We start from the raw sequence: 14,686 nt of genomic DNA on the forward strand, positions 1-14,686 counted from the left end.
GCTGTGACCGGGATCAAGACGACCGGCGTGAAGAAGATGATGTTCTTCTCCGGCCGCGCCCACCCCGAGCTTGCCGAGGAGGTCGCCCAGCAGCTGGGTGTCGGGGTTGTCCCGACGAAGGCCTTCGACTTCGCCAACGGCGAGATCTATGTGCGTTACCAGGAGTCGGCGCGTGGCGCCGACTGCTTCCTGATCCAGAGCCACACGGCGCCGATCAACAAGTGGATCATGGAGCAGCTCATCATGATCGACGCGTTGAAGCGTGCGTCGGCTCGTTCCATCACGGTGATCGTGCCGTTCTACGGTTACGCGCGGCAGGACAAGAAGCACCGGGGTCGTGAACCGATTTCGGCGCGTCTGATCGCGGATCTGATGAAGACCGCGGGTGCGGACCGGATCCTGACCGTGGATCTGCACACGGACCAGATCCAGGGCTTCTTCGACGGTCCGGTGGATCACCTGTTCGCGCTGCCGCTGCTGGCGGACTACGTGGGCGGCAAGGTGGACCGGGAGAAGCTGACGGTCGTGTCGCCGGACGCGGGCCGGGTGCGGGTGGCGGACCGCTGGTGCGACCGGCTGGGCGCGCCGCTGGCCATCGTGCACAAGCGGCGGGACAAGGACGTGGCGAACCAGGTCACGGTGCACGAGGTCGTCGGTGATGTGAAGGGCCGTATCTGTGTCCTGGTGGACGACATGATCGACACGGGTGGCACGATCTGTGCGGCGGCGGACGCTCTGTTCGCGCATGGTGCGGAGGACGTCATCGTGACGGCGACGCACGGCGTGCTGTCCGGTCCGGCGGCGGACCGGCTGAAGAACTCGCGGGTGAGTGAGTTCGTGTTCACGAACACGCTGCCGACGCCGGGTGAGCTGGCGGGGGACCTGGACAAGATCAAGGTTCTGTCGATCGCTCCGACGATCGCGAGTGCGGTGCGTGAGGTGTTCGAGGACGGGTCGGTGACCAGTCTCTTCGACGAGCAGTGAGGTTTCTGCAGTTCGCCTTCGCGGGCTAGCTGAAGATCCTTTTGGAGGCGGCCTCCCCTGCCGAGTAGACTGCTGCAGTTGCTCGGCGAGGGAGGCCGTTCCCGTTTTCACGGGGTACGGCGATCCGTTATCGACGCGCTCTTCGTAGCAGGCCGTTCGTGGCCGGGTGACCACGTCCGTCTCTGTTTCCGAGGAGTGATCAGCATGTCCGAGGTGAAGCTCACCGCCGCCACGCGCAGCGAGTTCGGCAAGGGTGCCGCCCGTCGTATCCGTCGTGAGAACAAGGTTCCGGGTGTCCTGTACGGCCACGGTTCCGACCCGCTGCACCTGACCCTGCCGGGCCACGAGCTGCTGCTGGCCCTGCGTACGCCGAACGTCCTGATCTCGCTGGACATCGACGGCAAGACCAACGAGCTGGCGATCCCGAAGTCCGTGCAGCGTGACCCGATCAAGGGCTTCCTGGAGCACGTCGACCTGCTGCTGGTCAAGCGCGGCGAGAAGGTCACGGTGGAGATCCCGGTGCAGACCGAGGGCGAGCTGGCCCCGGGCGGCAACCTGCTCGAGCACGTGCTGAACGCGCTGCCGGTCGAGGCCGAGGCCACGCACATCCCCGAGGCCGTCACCGTCTCCGTCGAGGGCCTGGAGGCCGGTGCCTCCATCCACGCCAAGGACATCACCCTGCCGTCCGGTGTGACCCTGGCCGTCGAGGAGGACGCGGTCGTCCTGCAGGTCCTGGCCGCGCAGGCCGAGGAGGCCGTGGAGGGCGAGGAGACCGAGGGCGCCGAAGAGGTCGCCGAGGCCTGATCCTCGTAGTCGTCGTTTCGTCAGCCGCTGTTCCCCGTGGGGGACGGCGGCTGGCGCGTATCAAGGAGACATGGACGTGAGCACTCCCGCAGGTGCCCCCTGGCTGATCGTGGGGCTCGGCAATCCCGGGCCGGAGTACGCCATGAACCGGCACAACGTCGGTTTCATGGTGGTGGACCTGCTCGCCGGGCGGATCGGGGGGAAGTTCAAGCGGGCGGGCAAGGCGCAGGCGCAGGTGCTGGAGGGACGGATCGGTCCGGTGGGGCCGGCGAACCGCCGGGTGATCCTGGCGAAGCCGATGTCGTTCATGAATCTGTCGGGTGGTCCGGTGAACGCGTTGCGGGACTTCTACAAGGTGCCGCCGGCGAACGTCGTCGCGGTGCACGACGAGCTGGACATCGACTACGGGGTGCTGCGGCTGAAGCTGGGCGGCGGGGACAACGGGCACAACGGTCTGAAGTCGATGACGAAGGCGATGAGTGCGGACTACCACCGGGTGCGGTTCGGGATCGGCCGGCCGCCGGGGCGGATGCAGGTGGCGGACTTCGTGCTGAAGGACTTCTCGTCGTCGGAGCGCAAGGAGCTGGACTACTTCGTGGACCGGGCGGCCGATGCGGTGGAGTGTCTGGTGACGGAGGGGCTCGAGCGGGCGCAGAGCACCTACAACTCCTGACTTGTCGGGTCTTGTCCCTCCTCGGAGTTGACCGGCAGTAGGGGTATGGCCAATGATCCCCGCCATGCCTGCCTCAGCCACCACTGCCCGCCAGGCCTCCGTGACCGCGTTGCGGTTCGGGCGGGTCGCGGCGACGGGCGCCATCGCCGCGCTGATCCTGTTCGCGGGGGTGTGGGGTTCCTGGGGGACCGCGCAGCACGTGATGCTGACCAAGGGACGTGAGCGGGGCACGATGCGGGTGGCGGAGTGCGCGGGGGACGTCTGCTCCGGTCCGTTCACGCCGGCCTCCGCGGGTGCCGGGGCGCGCGCGCACGTGGAGATCGAGCGGACGGTCGCGGTGCGCAAGGGGCGGACGTACGACGTGGTGGTGAAGCCGGGGTCGGCCGAGGTGGTGCGGTCGGGTCCCGCGGGTGTGCTGTACGCGTGGGTGCCGTTCGGCGGGGCGTTGCTGCTGGCGTCGGTCGTGGTGGCGGGCGGGATGCGGTGGATCCGGGTGGCGTGGGCGCTGGCCGGAGCGGGTGCGGCGCTGCTGACGGCGGCATTCGTGTCGCTGTGACGGGGTTGGGGCGTTCTTCACGTGTGTAGGGGACTTGTGTGTTGTCCGTTCGTGATTGACCGGGCGCCCGGCCGGGCCGGAAGCTGAACCGCCCCCTCCACATCTTCCCGTCCCTGTCGCGTAGATGGACTGCCCTATGCCCACCCCCACCCGCGTCGGCGTACTGACCGCCGTCGCCTCGGCGGCGCTGTTCGCCGTCCCCACCGCCGCTCACGCCACCGCTCCCGGTGACAACGGCACCGTAAAGATCCACGATGCCCGGACCGGCGAGGAACTGCGCCGCAACGAACCGCACGTGTGCACGTTCTACCTGGACGCCTTCGGCTTCGACGGCGTGCAGCGGGTCGACTGGCACATCGAGGCCTGGGCGCCGACGGCGTCCGTGAAGGGCGAGACGGTGAAGTCCGGCGCGCTCACGCTGGACACCGGCGGTCATGGCCGTACGGAGGACCTGTCGCTGCCGGACGGTCACTACAAGCTGTTCTGGAACTTCGAGGGCGAGAAGGGCGCGGCGAAGCACAAGGTGTTCTGGACGGACTGCGCGGGCTCCGAGGGGGGCGCGGGCGCGCCGTCCGGTTCGGCGTCGGCGTCCGCTCCGGTGCCGGGCTCCTCGTCGGCCGCTTCGCCGTCGTCCTCGTCCGGTGCGGTGCCGGGTGCGCCGGCGTCCGGTTCGCCGTCCCCGGTGGTGTCCTCGTCGCCGTCCGTCCAGGGTGCCGCCGGCGACCTGGCGGAGACGGGCAACGGTGCTCCGGTGGGCCTGCTGTCGGCCGCCGCCGCGGTGCTGGTCGGCGCGGGTGGCTATCTGGTGGCCCGGCGGGTGCGGCGCGGCTGAGCCGGCTGATACGGACGGGTGCCCCCGTGGTCGTGCGACCGCGGGGGCACCCGTGTGTGCGGCGGGGCTGTCAGCCGGTGTTGCGCAGGCCCGCCGCCACGCCGTTGACGGTGAGGAGCAGGGCGCGGCCGAGCAGCGGGTCGGCGGTGGCGCCGGCGGCGGCCGCGTCGCGGTGGCGCTTGAGCAGAGCGACCTGGAGGTAGGAGATCGGGTCGAGGTAGGCGTCGCGGATGGCGAAGGTCTGCTTGAGGACGGGGGCGGCGTCGAGGAGTTCGTCCTCGCCGGTGATCTTGAGGACCTCGCGGACGGTCAGCTCGTGTTCGGCCTTGATGGTGTCGAACACGTGCTTGAGCTCGTCGGGGACGAGGGTGTCGACGTAGTGCTGGGCGATCCGCAGGTCGGTCTTGGCGAGGGTCATCTCCACGTTGGAGATGAAGTTGCGGAAGAAGTGCCACTGCTCGTGCATCTCGTCCAGGACGGTGTCGAGACCGGCCTCGCGCAGGGCCTTGAGACCGGAGCCGACGCCGAACCAGCCGGGGACGATCTGGCGGGACTGGGTCCAGCCGAAGACCCACGGGATGGCGCGCAGTCCGTCGAGCGAGACGCCCGAGCCGGGGCGGCGGGAGGGCCGCGAGCCCAGGTGCAGGTCGGCGAGCTGGTCGACCGGCGTGGAGGCGAGGAAGTACGTCGGCAGGTCGGGGTCCTCGACGAGTTCGCGGTAGGCGGCGTGGGCGGCGTCGGAGACGACGTCCATGGCGGCGTCCCAGCGGGCGAGGGCCTCGTCGGACTGGCGGGGCGCGGTGTGCAGGGCGGAGGCCTGCAGGGTGGCCGCGACGGTCAGTTCCAGGTTCTCGCGGGCGAGGGAGGGGATGAGGTACTTGTCGGAGATGACCTCGCCCTGTTCGGTGACCTTGATCTCGCCCTCGAGGGTGCCCCAGGGCTGGGCGAGGATGGCGTCGTGGGAGGGGCCGCCGCCGCGGCCGACGGTGCCGCCGCGGCCGTGGAAGAGGCGCAGCCGCACGCCGTAGCGGTGGGCGACGTCGCGCAGCCGGCGCTGGGCGCGGTGGATCTCCCACTGGCTGGTGGTGATGCCGCCGAACTTGGAGGAGTCGGAGTAGCCGAGCATGACCTCCTGGACGTCGCCGCGCAGCGCGACCAGGCGCCGGTAGGACGGGTCGGAGAGCATGTCCTCGAGGATGGTGTCGGCGGCGCGCAGTTCGTCGGTGGTCTCCAGCAGGGGGACGATGCCGATCCTGGCCCAGCCGGCGTGGAGGTCGACGAGGCCGGCCTCGCGGGCGAGGACGGCGGCGGCGAAGACGTCGTCGGCGCCCTGGCACATGGAGATGATGTAGGACTCGATGACCTCGGGTCCGAAGACCTCCAGGGCCTTCTTGACGGTCTGGAAGACGCCGAGGGTCTTGGCGCCGGCGGCGTCGACGGGGGCCGGGGTGGGGGCGAGGGGCCTGCGGGAGCGCAGTTCCTTGGCGAGGAGCCGGGCCCGGTAGTCGCGGGGCATGTCGGCGTAGCGCCAGGACTCCTCGCCGAGGCGGTCGAAGAGCTGGCCGAGGGCGTGGTGGTGGGCGTCGGCGTGTTCGCGGACGTCCATGGTGGCGAGCTGGAGGCCGAAGGCGGCGAGGGTGCGGATGGTGCGGGCGAGGCGGCCGTCCGCGAAGAGGGCGCCGCGGTGCTCGCGCAGGGAGGTCTGGATGATGCGGAGGTCGGCGAGGAGTTCGCCGGTGCCGAGGTAGTCGCGGCCGTCCTGGTGGGGGGTGCCGCCTGCGAGGCGCTGCTTGGTGTTCTCCAGCTTCTGCCGGATGCAGGTGGCCTTGAGCCGGTAGGGCTCCTCGGCGTTGAGGCGCTTGTAGCGGGGGCTGATCTCGGGCAGTTGTTCGAGGTCGCTGTTCAGGGACTCCAGCAGCTCCTCGGTGGCTCCGGCGTAGCGGATGGAGTTGGAGAGCAGGCCGCGCAGTTCGTCGATCATCTCCAGGGCGTCGTTGATGCCGTGCTCGTGCTGGAGGATGAGGACGTCCCAGGTCACCTGGGGGGTGACGTTGGGGTTGCCGTCGCGGTCGCCGCCGATCCAGGTGCCGAAGGTGAGGGGGCGGGTGGTGTCGGGCAGCTTGACGCCGACCCGCTCGAGTTCGGCGGTGAGGTCCTCGAGGACGTCACCGACGGCGTCGGCGTGCAGTTCGTCGAGGTAGTAGATGGCGTTGCGGGCCTCGTCGGCGGGTTCGGGGCGGACGACGCGCAGTTCGTCGGTCTGCCAGACGAGGTCGATGTTCTCGGCGAGGCGGATGTCGTGGCGGCGGCGGTCGGAGTCGAGGACGGGGGTGTCCAGGAGCGCGGCGACGCGCCGGAGCTTGTTGAGGACGGACCGGCGCGCGGCCTCGGTGGGGTGCGCGGTGAACACGGGGCGGACGTTGAGGTGCTCGACGGTCTGCCGCAGGTGTTCGGGGTCGGCGTCCTTGAGGCGGTCAGCGGTGCGGGTGAGGAGGCCGCCCTCGGCCGCGCGGCGGGCGCGCAGCTCGCGGCCGCGGTGGACCTGCTCGGTGACGTTGGCGAGGTGGAAGTAGGTGGAGAAGGCTCGAACCAGCTTGGCGGCGGTCTCCAGTTCGGTACCGCGCAGCAGCTCGGCGGCGGCTTCGCCGTCCTCCCGGGTGAGGCGGCGGACCTTTTCGACCAGGTCGAGGAGTTCGGGGCCTTCCTGACGCACGAGGGTCTCGCCCAGGAGGTCACCCAGCCGGCGGATGTCGGCGCGCAGCTCGCTGCTGGTCGTGGTGGTCTGGTCGTCGGCACTGCTCACAGGTGCGGCTCCTTGCAGTGTTGAAGCTCGTCTGGAGGGAACCCGGACGTCCGTCCACCGCGCGGCGGGTGCCGCATACGGGCCGAGGGGTCCGGGAAGGAATCAGAGCGGACCGCGCTGTCCGACCGACTACAAGGATAGGTGTCCACTCGGACGCGCAGGCTCTTGGGCTCTTGCCGCCGAACAGCACGCTGCCATACTTACGACGCCGTAGGTTACGGGACCGTAGGGAAGGTCGCTCCATATCCCGCCGGTTCCGGCGGCCCGGCATCTGCCACGACCCTAGACCCCACAGGGGACGCGCATGACCTCAAGTTCCGATGTGATCGACGAAGCCCGCAAGGCCAACGACACCTCCATCTCCTCCGCCACGCTGGGCGGCGAGCAGAAGCGTTCGATCGAACAGATCACGCTGCTCCTGTTCATCACGGTGCCGTTCCTGGCACTGGTGGCGGCCGTGCCGCTGGCCTGGGGCTGGGGGGTGAGCTGGCTCGACATGGGCCTGCTGGTGTTCTTCTACTTCCTGGGGTGCCACGGCATCACGATCGGTTTCCACCGGTACTTCACCCATGGCTCGTTCAAGGCGAAGCGGCCCCTGCGGATCGCGCTGGCGATCATGGGGTCGCTGGCGGTCGAGGGGCCGCTGGTGCGCTGGGTGGCCGACCACCGCAAGCACCACAAGTTCTCCGACGCCGAGGGCGACCCGCACTCGCCGTGGCGGTTCGGGGAGACGGTCCCGGCGTTGATCAAGGGCCTGTGGTGGGCGCACATCGCCTGGATGTTCGACGAGGAGCAGACCCCGCAGGAGAAGTACGCGCCGGATCTGATCAAGGACCCGGCGCTCCGGTCGATCTCCCGCCAGTTCGTGCTGTGGACGGTCGTGTCCCTGGCGCTTCCGCCGCTGGTCGGCGGGCTGGTGACGATGTCCTGGTGGGGCGCCTTCACCGCGTTCTTCTGGGGTTCACTCGTCCGGGTGGCGCTGTTGCACCATGTGACGTGGTCGATCAACTCGATCTGCCACGCGGTGGGCAAGCGGCCGTTCAAGTCGCGGGACCGTTCGGGCAACGTGTGGTGGCTGGCGGTGCTGTCGTGCGGGGAGTCCTGGCACAACCTGCACCACGCCGACCCGACGTCGGCGCGGCACGGGGTGATGCGCGGCCAGATCGACTCCTCCGCGCGGTTCATCCGCTGGTTCGAACTGCTCGGCTGGGCGTACGACGTGCGCTGGCCGTCACGCTCGCGTATCGATTCGCGGCGCAACGACGGTGAAGGAGACTCCCGGCTCCGGAAGGAAGCGGCCGAGGCGGCATGATTGACGCCGTGGCGACCGACTCCAGCAGCACTCCGGGCAACGACAAGCAGCGGCGGACCCGCCGGACCCGTATGACCGGTGCCGAGCGCCGCCAGCAGCTCCTGGAGATCGGTCGCACCCTTTTCGCGGCGAAGGGTTTCGAGGGCACGTCGGTGGAGGAGATCGCGGCGAAGGCCGGGGTGTCCAAGCCGGTGGTGTACGAGCACTTCGGCGGCAAGGAGGGGCTGTACGCGGTGGTGGTCGACCGCGAGATGCGGCGGCTGCTGGACATGGTGACCGGCTCGCTGACCGCCGGGCATCCGCGTGAGCTGTGCGAGCAGGCGGCCTTCGCGCTCCTGGACTACATCGAGGAGTACACGGACGGCTTCCGCATCCTGGTCCGCGACTCCCCGATCCCCCAGTCCACGGGGTCCTTCGCCTCCCTCATCTCGGACATCGCCACCCAGGTGGAGGACATCCTGGGGCGCGAGTTCAAGTCCCGCGGCTTCGATCCGAAGCTGGCCCCGCTGTACGCCCAGGCGCTGGTCGGCATGGTCGCGCTGACCGGCCAGTGGTGGCTGGACGTGCGCCGCCCGAAGAAGGCGGAGGTCGCGGCGCACCTGGTGAACCTGGCCTGGCACGGGCTGGACGGCCTGGAGCAGAAGCCGCGGCTGATAGGGCACCGGAAGGCCTAGACGGTGTCCGGCGTGGGCTCCGGGAACTCCAGTCGGTTGCCGGCCGGGTCCGCGGAGAAGAAGCGCCGGTGGCCCGGCAGGTCGTCGTCCCAGGTGACCGGCGCTCCGTGGGCGGTGAGCCGGGCCGCGTAGGCCTCGATGCCGGTGACCCGCAGTCCCGGGTGGGCCTGCCCGGCAGGCCGGAAGTCCTCCTCGGCGCCCAGGTGCAGGTGGACCGGCCCCGCCCGGAACCAGCAGCCGCCGCGCGCGGCGAGCACCGGCGGCTTGGGGATCTCCGTCATGCCGAGGACGTCGGCGTAGTAGGCCCGCATGGTGTCCTCGGAGCCGGGCGGGATGGCGAGCTGGACGTGGTCGAGCGCGGCGAGCATGTCTCACTCCCCCTTCTTCACGGCGACCGCGAACAGCCGGCGGAAGGGCAGGACCGTGCCGTACGGGGCGCTCGGGTAGGCCGCGCGGAGCAGGTCGCGGTACTCGGTGACGAAGGCGTCGCGGGCCTCGGGGTCGTCGGCGAGTGCGGTCAGGGCGGGGCGCAGGCCGGTGCCCTTGACCCAGTCGAGGACGGGGTCCTCGCCGGTCAGGACGTGGAGGTACGTCGTCTGCCAGACGTCGGTCGCGCAGCCGAGGCGGGCTAGGCGGTCCAGGTAGGCGCCGGGGGTGTGCACGGAGTCCTCGGGGCGCAGGACGTCGCCGAGGAGGGGCTTCCAGCGCGGGGTGGCGGCGAGTTCGCGCATCAGGGCGTGCAGCGGGGCGTCGATGTTGTCGGGGACCTGGAAGGCGAAGGTGCCGCCCGGCGCGAGGCCCGCGATCCAGTCGGCGAAGCGGTCGGCGTGGCCCGGCACCCAGTGCAGGGTGGCGTTGGAGACGATCAGGTCGTACGGCTCCCCCGGCGTCCAGGTGCGGACGTCGGCGGGGGCGAAGTCGAGCCGGCCGCCGCCGGTCGTGGGGCCCTCGTGGTCGGCGTGCGCCTTGTCGAGCATCTCGGGCGAGTTGTCGTAGCCGGTGATGTGGGCCGTGGGCCAGCGTCCGGCGAGCAGGGCGGTGACGTTGCCGGGGCCGCAGCCGAGGTCGGCGATGCGGGGCCGGTGGGAGGGGAGGTCCGGGACGCGGGCGAGGAGGTCGGCGAAGGGGCGGGCGCGGTGGCCGGCGTGACGGAGGTACTGGGCGGGATCCCAGGTGGGTGTCGTCATGCCGTTCACTCTCCCGAGAGAATTGTCTTGATGTCAAGAGACTCGACATCAAGAGACTTCATGTCGACACAACCACTACACTGATCTCCATGGAGGACGAGGTCGATCGGCTGGTCGGAGCGTGGCGCCGGGAGCGCCCGGACCTCGACGTGGAGCCGCTCGAGGTACTCAGCCGGGTGAGCCGGCTGGCCCGGCACCTGGACCGCGCGCGCCGGCTCGCTTTCGCCGAACATCAGCTTGAGCCCTGGGAGTTCGACGTGCTGACCGCGCTGCGGCGCGCGGGAACCCCCTACCAGCTCTCGCCCGGGCAACTGCTGACACAGACCCTGGTCACCTCGGGCACGATGACCAACCGGATCGACCGGCTCGCCAAGAAGGGCCTGGTGGAGCGGCTGCCCGACCCGAGCGACCGGCGGGGCGTGCTGGTCCGGCTGACCGACACCGGCCGGGACCGCGCGGACCAGGCACTGGCGGGCCTGCTGGAGCAGGAGCGGGCGATCCTCGCCGAACTCTCCCGCGCGCAGCGCGCCGAACTCGCCAGCCTGCTACGCCAGTTGACCGCCCCGTTCGACAACATCCCCGGTTAGTTCGGCCGGCCCCACTCCCGCCCTGCGGGCGAGGGCGACGGCGGCGAGCGTCGAGTGGACGCCCAGCTTGCCGAGGACGTTCTGCATGTGGGTGCGCACGGTGTGCGGGGAGAGGAAGAGCCGCTCGGCCACGGCCTTGCGGCCGAGCCCCGCGACCATGCACCGCAGCACTTCCCGTTCCCTCGGGGTCAGCGACTCCACCAGCCGCTCGCTCTCGGTGCGGTGCTTGCGGGCGGCCGTCAGTTCCTTGAGGACGCCGGTGAGCAGGGCGGGCGGCAGATGCGTCTCGTCGCGCAGCACACCCCGGATCACCGTCAGCAGCCGGGACAGCGAGCAGTCCTTCGCGACCCAGCCGGAGGCGCCGGCCTGCAGGGCGAGGGCGGCCCGCCGGGGATCGTCCTTCTCGGCGAGGACCACCGTCCGCACCCCGGGCTGCGCCGAGCGCACGCCCGCGACCAGCGAGATCCCGTCGACCAGCCCCTCCTCGTCGCCGTCGTGCACGGGCACGGCCGGGCGCACGCCGGGCAGCGCGCCGCCCAGATCGGCGTCCACGAGGAGGACGTCGTAACGGCGGCCCTCGGCGGCCGCGCGCTCCAGACAGCGCAGCGCTGCCGGGCCGCTGCCCGCGGCGAAGACGTCGACGTCGGGCTCGGCGGCCAGCGCGGCCGCGAGCGACTCGGCGAAAATACGGTGGTCGTCGACGACCAGCACTCGGATGCGAACCACGAAGCCCCCTTCCCCGGGCTCCGCGTGGAGCAGGGGATAACCAAGGTCCGGAGAACGACGACCCGCTCGGATCCGACACCCGCGGTGAGAGACGCCGACCGCACGGCCGCCGCCGTTGCGGACACTGCTACCCCCACCACGGGCGCCGTACCCGTCTGTCTCGCCCCCTGATCAGCACCGGCCCCCACCGGCGCTGCTCCACAGAGTACGGATGCGGGCACGCGGCGGAAGTCGATTTGCAGAACTGGCCGTCCGGCACGTTTATGGTGTGCCGCATGTTTCGTATTGAGGCGGAAGTCGACAGAGGCCGACGTGATCTGCTCCGCTCCCGGCTGCGGGACACCAACACGGCGGCGTCCCCGGTCCTTTCGGCCCTGCGGGGCACGCCCGGCGAACGCGAGGTCCCGCTGCACGTGTGGGCGCTGGACGAATCGGGGGACCTGGCCGCCGGCCTGGTCGGCCACACCTGGGCGACCTGGCTGCACGTCACCTACCTGTGGGTCGACACCCGCCACCGCGGCGCGGGCCTCGGCTCCCGCCTGCTGTCCCGCGCCGAACACATCGCCCGCACCGACCGCGCCTGCGCCACCGCCCGCCTGGAGACCTGGGACTTCCAGGCCCCCGGCTTCTACCGGAAGCAGGGTTACGACGTGGTGTGCGTGATCCCCGACTATCCCCCGGGCCTCACGGAGTACACCCTGACGAAACGGCTCGCCTGACGCCGGATCACCGCGGGGGCGGCGGAGGCGGATACGCCGGGCGGGGCGGGATCCGCGGCCGGGGCGGCCTCACCGGCGGAGGCGGCTGCGGCTCCATCGAGCGCCGGGGCCGGGGCGCGGGCGGCAGGTGAACGAGGGGCGGTGGCGGACCGGGCGGAGGCGGCGGCGGTTCCTCGTCCGCCAGCACCGGCCCACCGGCCCGCAACCGCTCGATGGTCCGCTCGGCCCGACGCCGGGTCCGGGGATCGTCGTCAGACGCACGGTGACGGGAGCCGGAAGGCCGAACACGCGGCCGGGGCCCCGGGTCCGCTCGGCGCGGATCAGCTCGTAGCCCAGCGCGTACGCGATCGGCTCGGCCCGCTCCTGCACGGACGCCCCACCACTGGTCTCGACCCGCCCCCGCCCGTCGAGGCGCGACCGGATCTCGTCATCGTCCATCAGTGGTCCCCATAGCGCGGCAGCCGCTTGGGAAAGTCGCTCGGCCCTTTGCACCCGGCCAGCGCGTAGGCATGTCGGGTGAGTTGATAGGCGAAGTCGGTCAGGTCCTGGCGCCGGGCCGCTCCCGAGGCCCTGCTCTTCCCGGTCACACCGGCCTCCGCCACCAGGGCACGGGGCCCGGACGTCTCCTCCGCGTCCTTCGGCTCGCAGGGCACGTACACGGAGGCGACGCCGCCGTCGTCGTCGAGCTGTGCCAGCCCCGCCACGCGGCCCGCCGAGGTCCGCACGACGCGGGTGCCCCCGTCACTGCCGTAGCCCCGCTCCCAGTCGTCCTTCGACGACTCCCGCAGGTTCACGCTCCCCGACAGGATCGAGTCACCGCTGGTGGAGACACGGCAGCCGAACATGAAGTCGGTCCCCCTGCCGCGGTGATCCGACCATTCGTCCGCCGCCCGCGCCCGCGGAAGGGTCCGGATGACGACGTCCCGCTGGACCGAGCCTTCGCACACCTTGTCCGGGAGCAGGTACAGCCCCTTCACGAAGAACACGAAGAGACCGCCGCACACCAGCACGAGGATCACCGTGGCCGCGAAGAACCCTCTTATGGAGTGGGTCTTCCACCAGCGGCCAGAACCTCTCTCAGCCATACTTCACCTTCGAACGGTTCAGGTAGTAGTCGGCGTCTTTCCAACCGTCGTTGACGGCCTGCCCCACCGAGTCGTCAATCTCGTCCTTCGGCAGATTCACGTGATGGCGGGCCAGGGCGTCGTCGACCGACCAGATCGTCTGCTGACCGACCGAGTTCCGCATCGCGAACAGACCCAGTTCTTGGCGAAGTCCCCCTTGGCCTTCAAGGCGTCGTTGCAGTCCTTCTCCGATCGGCCGCCTGGGCCCTCAGCTGCTCCCACTCCTCCCACGCCATGTGCGGTCTCCCCGTTTTTTCTGCGCACTGCCAGATGGTGCGACAGCCGTGCACATTACCGGGACCCAACTGCGGGGCGCGGCCGCGCCCTTCAGTGCTGAGTGCCGGTGGCCGAGAGTCAGCCGCTACGGCTCCTGCGGCAGCCCCATGTCCTTGGCGCTGTATCGGGGAAGTCCGGTGGTGTCGATCGTCCAGGTGCCGAGGTCTGTGGAAACGGTGACCGGATCGCCGTACGGGAGGTGCAGCCGGTTCTCGTAGGCGGGGCGGCCGTCGTTGCGGCCGATCTCCCACTGGTAGGTCCACGTCCCGTCACGGGGGTCGATGATCAGATAGTGGGGGATACCCATGGCCGGGTAGTCACGCGTCTTGTTCTCGTAGTCGTTTCCCGGGTTCGACGGCGAGACGATCTCGATGGCCAGGATGATTTCACGGGGATCGAGCGGATCGTCGGTCTGCATGGCCTCACTGGGGCACACGAGGATATCCGGGATGCGCAGCTTGCCGAGCGCCTCATCGTCGGTATCGGTCGCCTCGAATGCGAAGAAGCCCTCGGGAAGCTGCTCGTCGAGCTGCCGGGAAATCAGCTTCGCCGTGTACTGGTGGCGAGGCCGCGGGCTCATCATCATCACGAGCTGTCCGTCACTGATCTCGGGCCAGGCGAAGCCCGGCGGCGGAGTCATGCGATCACGGCGGTCCCGCAACTGCCGGTACAGGGTCTGCTGAGTCATGGGTCCTCCCGGCTTCAGTATGAACGCCGGTGCCGGCCGGCGGCTGCCGTCGGCGTCACCCGGGTGTCACGGCCTCGCCCACCGCCCGGTGCACAGCCCGGGCCAGGCGGGCTCCCCACAGGAAGCGGGGGCCGGCGAAGGGGTGGGGGTCCTCGCCGGGGGCGGGGGTGCGGGAGGCCACGCAGATGGCGTCCGTGGGGGTGCCGGAGCAGTCGTTGCCGGCGTCGAGCAGGGCCTGGACCTTGGCTTCGGTGGCGGTCGCGACCGCGTTGACCAGGGCGGCGTCGGTCAGCGCCACGGGGAGGACGGCGACGATGTTGATGGTGCCCGGCTGCGCGGGCAGCGCGGTGCCCTCCGCCGGGGTCGCGGCCCAGCCGCGCACGCTGATGCCGGCCGTGACGACCGCTTCCGCGCCACCGTCCTCCGCACGGCCGTGACGGGAGACGTCGGCCGCCGTCATCAGCCCGACGCCCGGTCCGGCCGCGCCCGCCGCGGCGGCCAGCTCGGCCAGGTGCCGGTCCGGGTCGGTACGCCGGTAGCCGTGCGCCACCTGGGCGTTGAGGACCCAGCCGCGCTCCCCGATGCCACCGCCGAGCACGGCGCTGCTGATCATCCGCCACCCCGGACCCGCCCCCCAGAGCAGCGCGTGCAGCCGCTCACCGTCCTCGAAGCGGGTCAGCAGCCGCACGGTGCGCGGTCCGGTGGTCGTGCTGGACGGGGGGAGGACGGCGGTCACCGGTA

Annotated in this window: 17 protein-coding genes; 9 read left to right on the top strand and 8 right to left on the bottom strand. The window is 70.7% G+C overall.

Annotated features, from left to right (window positions below; all coding sequences use genetic code 11):
- Positions 1–3 precede the first annotated feature (3 nt).
- The 5 genes from AB0924_RS10560 (at position 4) to AB0924_RS10580 (ending at position 3,849) form a co-directional block, all read left to right on the top strand.
- Positions 4–984 (top strand): ribose-phosphate diphosphokinase, encoded by a 981-nt coding sequence (locus tag AB0924_RS10560; protein WP_358928825.1) that lies wholly within the window; start codon positions 4–6, stop codon positions 982–984.
- Between the two features lie 204 nt (positions 985–1,188).
- Complete coding sequence (locus tag AB0924_RS10565; protein ID WP_366911155.1) at positions 1,189–1,788, top strand: 50S ribosomal protein L25/general stress protein Ctc; 600 nt, start codon at positions 1,189–1,191, stop codon at positions 1,786–1,788.
- A gap of 70 nt (positions 1,789–1,858) precedes the next feature.
- Positions 1,859–2,461, top strand: coding sequence for an aminoacyl-tRNA hydrolase (gene pth, locus AB0924_RS10570; RefSeq protein WP_358928821.1), 603 nt, complete (start codon positions 1,859–1,861; stop codon positions 2,459–2,461).
- Positions 2,462–2,513: 52 nt separating this feature from the next.
- Complete coding sequence (locus AB0924_RS10575) at positions 2,514–3,017, top strand: hypothetical protein (RefSeq protein WP_358928819.1); 504 nt, start codon at positions 2,514–2,516, stop codon at positions 3,015–3,017.
- 136 nt (positions 3,018–3,153) lie between these two features.
- Positions 3,154–3,849, top strand: coding sequence for a hypothetical protein (locus AB0924_RS10580; RefSeq protein ID WP_366911156.1), 696 nt, complete (start codon positions 3,154–3,156; stop codon positions 3,847–3,849).
- 70 nt (positions 3,850–3,919) lie between these two features.
- Here the strand turns inward: AB0924_RS10580 and ppc are convergent, their stop codons facing one another.
- Complete coding sequence (gene ppc / locus AB0924_RS10585) at positions 3,920–6,652, bottom strand: phosphoenolpyruvate carboxylase (protein WP_358928815.1); 2,733 nt, start codon at positions 6,650–6,652, stop codon at positions 3,920–3,922.
- A gap of 304 nt (positions 6,653–6,956) precedes the next feature.
- Here ppc and AB0924_RS10590 point away from each other — a divergent pair, with 304 nt between their 5' ends.
- Complete coding sequence (locus AB0924_RS10590; RefSeq protein ID WP_366911157.1) at positions 6,957–7,964, top strand: fatty acid desaturase; 1,008 nt, start codon at positions 6,957–6,959, stop codon at positions 7,962–7,964.
- Complete coding sequence (locus AB0924_RS10595; protein ID WP_358928813.1) at positions 7,961–8,638, top strand: TetR/AcrR family transcriptional regulator; 678 nt, start codon at positions 7,961–7,963, stop codon at positions 8,636–8,638. Before AB0924_RS10590 ends, AB0924_RS10595 begins: the two co-directional genes overlap by 4 nt.
- Here AB0924_RS10595 and AB0924_RS10600 read toward each other — a convergent pair.
- Positions 8,635–9,006: a VOC family protein gene (locus AB0924_RS10600; protein ID WP_366911158.1), complete on the bottom strand. Its 372-nt coding sequence runs from the start codon at positions 9,004–9,006 to the stop codon at positions 8,635–8,637. The two genes, AB0924_RS10595 and AB0924_RS10600, sit on opposite strands and share 4 nt — an antisense overlap.
- A gap of 3 nt (positions 9,007–9,009) precedes the next feature.
- A complete protein-coding gene (locus tag AB0924_RS10605; RefSeq protein ID WP_358928810.1) occupies positions 9,010–9,825 on the bottom strand; it encodes a trans-aconitate 2-methyltransferase in 816 nt (271 codons plus the stop codon).
- 89 nt (positions 9,826–9,914) lie between these two features.
- Here AB0924_RS10605 and tamR point away from each other — a divergent pair, with 89 nt between their 5' ends.
- Positions 9,915–10,412: a MarR family transcriptional regulator TamR gene (gene tamR, locus AB0924_RS10610; protein WP_366911159.1), complete on the top strand. Its 498-nt coding sequence runs from the start codon at positions 9,915–9,917 to the stop codon at positions 10,410–10,412.
- Here the strand turns inward: tamR and AB0924_RS10615 are convergent.
- Complete coding sequence (locus AB0924_RS10615) at positions 10,371–11,138, bottom strand: response regulator transcription factor (protein ID WP_358928806.1); 768 nt, start codon at positions 11,136–11,138, stop codon at positions 10,371–10,373. The two genes, tamR and AB0924_RS10615, sit on opposite strands and share 42 nt — an antisense overlap.
- A gap of 263 nt (positions 11,139–11,401) precedes the next feature.
- Here AB0924_RS10615 and AB0924_RS10620 point away from each other — a divergent pair, with 263 nt between their 5' ends.
- Entirely contained in the window at positions 11,402–11,857 is a 456-nt protein-coding gene (locus AB0924_RS10620; protein WP_358928804.1) for an N-acetyltransferase, read from the top strand.
- A gap of 437 nt (positions 11,858–12,294) precedes the next feature.
- Here AB0924_RS10620 and AB0924_RS10625 read toward each other — a convergent pair whose 3' ends face one another.
- From AB0924_RS10625 to AB0924_RS10640, 4 genes are all read right to left on the bottom strand, one after another.
- Positions 12,295–12,942 (bottom strand): hypothetical protein, encoded by a 648-nt coding sequence (locus AB0924_RS10625; protein WP_358928800.1) that lies wholly within the window; start codon positions 12,940–12,942, stop codon positions 12,295–12,297.
- Entirely contained in the window at positions 12,935–13,105 is a 171-nt protein-coding gene (locus AB0924_RS10630) for a hypothetical protein (protein ID WP_366911160.1), read from the bottom strand. Before AB0924_RS10630 ends, AB0924_RS10625 begins: the two co-directional genes overlap by 8 nt.
- Positions 13,106–13,342: 237 nt before the next feature.
- Complete coding sequence (locus AB0924_RS10635) at positions 13,343–13,945, bottom strand: Uma2 family endonuclease (protein ID WP_358928796.1); 603 nt, start codon at positions 13,943–13,945, stop codon at positions 13,343–13,345.
- Between the two features lie 55 nt (positions 13,946–14,000).
- Complete coding sequence (locus AB0924_RS10640) at positions 14,001–14,681, bottom strand: adenosylcobinamide amidohydrolase (RefSeq protein WP_366911161.1); 681 nt, start codon at positions 14,679–14,681, stop codon at positions 14,001–14,003.
- Positions 14,682–14,686: the final 5 nt, after the last annotated feature.

The sequence above is a fragment of the Streptomyces sp. NPDC047869 genome (assembly GCF_040704065.1).
GTDB lineage: Bacteria > Actinomycetota > Actinomycetes > Streptomycetales > Streptomycetaceae > Streptomyces.

Excerpts from the sequence above, each read along its gene's own strand:
- AB0924_RS10565 (WP_366911155.1), top strand. The coding sequence starts at position 1,189 with ATGTCCGAGGTGAAGCTCACCGCCGCCACGCGCAGCGAGTTCGGCAAG.
- pth (WP_358928821.1), top strand. The coding sequence starts at position 1,859 with ATGGACGTGAGCACTCCCGCAGGTGCCCCCTGGCTGATCGTGGGGCTC.
- AB0924_RS10575 (WP_358928819.1), top strand. The coding sequence starts at position 2,514 with ATGATCCCCGCCATGCCTGCCTCAGCCACCACTGCCCGCCAGGCCTCC.
- AB0924_RS10580 (WP_366911156.1), top strand. The coding sequence starts at position 3,154 with ATGCCCACCCCCACCCGCGTCGGCGTACTGACCGCCGTCGCCTCGGCG.
- AB0924_RS10590 (WP_366911157.1), top strand. The coding sequence starts at position 6,957 with ATGACCTCAAGTTCCGATGTGATCGACGAAGCCCGCAAGGCCAACGAC.
- AB0924_RS10595 (WP_358928813.1), top strand. The coding sequence starts at position 7,961 with ATGATTGACGCCGTGGCGACCGACTCCAGCAGCACTCCGGGCAACGAC.
- AB0924_RS10600 (WP_366911158.1), bottom strand. The coding sequence starts at position 9,006 with ATGCTCGCCGCGCTCGACCACGTCCAGCTCGCCATCCCGCCCGGCTCC.
- AB0924_RS10605 (WP_358928810.1), bottom strand. The coding sequence starts at position 9,825 with ATGACGACACCCACCTGGGATCCCGCCCAGTACCTCCGTCACGCCGGC.
- tamR (WP_366911159.1), top strand. The coding sequence starts at position 9,915 with ATGGAGGACGAGGTCGATCGGCTGGTCGGAGCGTGGCGCCGGGAGCGC.
- AB0924_RS10620 (WP_358928804.1), top strand. The coding sequence starts at position 11,402 with ATGGTGTGCCGCATGTTTCGTATTGAGGCGGAAGTCGACAGAGGCCGA.
- AB0924_RS10625 (WP_358928800.1), bottom strand. The coding sequence starts at position 12,942 with ATGGCTGAGAGAGGTTCTGGCCGCTGGTGGAAGACCCACTCCATAAGA.
- AB0924_RS10630 (WP_366911160.1), bottom strand. The coding sequence starts at position 13,105 with ATGCGGAACTCGGTCGGTCAGCAGACGATCTGGTCGGTCGACGACGCC.
- AB0924_RS10635 (WP_358928796.1), bottom strand. The coding sequence starts at position 13,945 with ATGACTCAGCAGACCCTGTACCGGCAGTTGCGGGACCGCCGTGATCGC.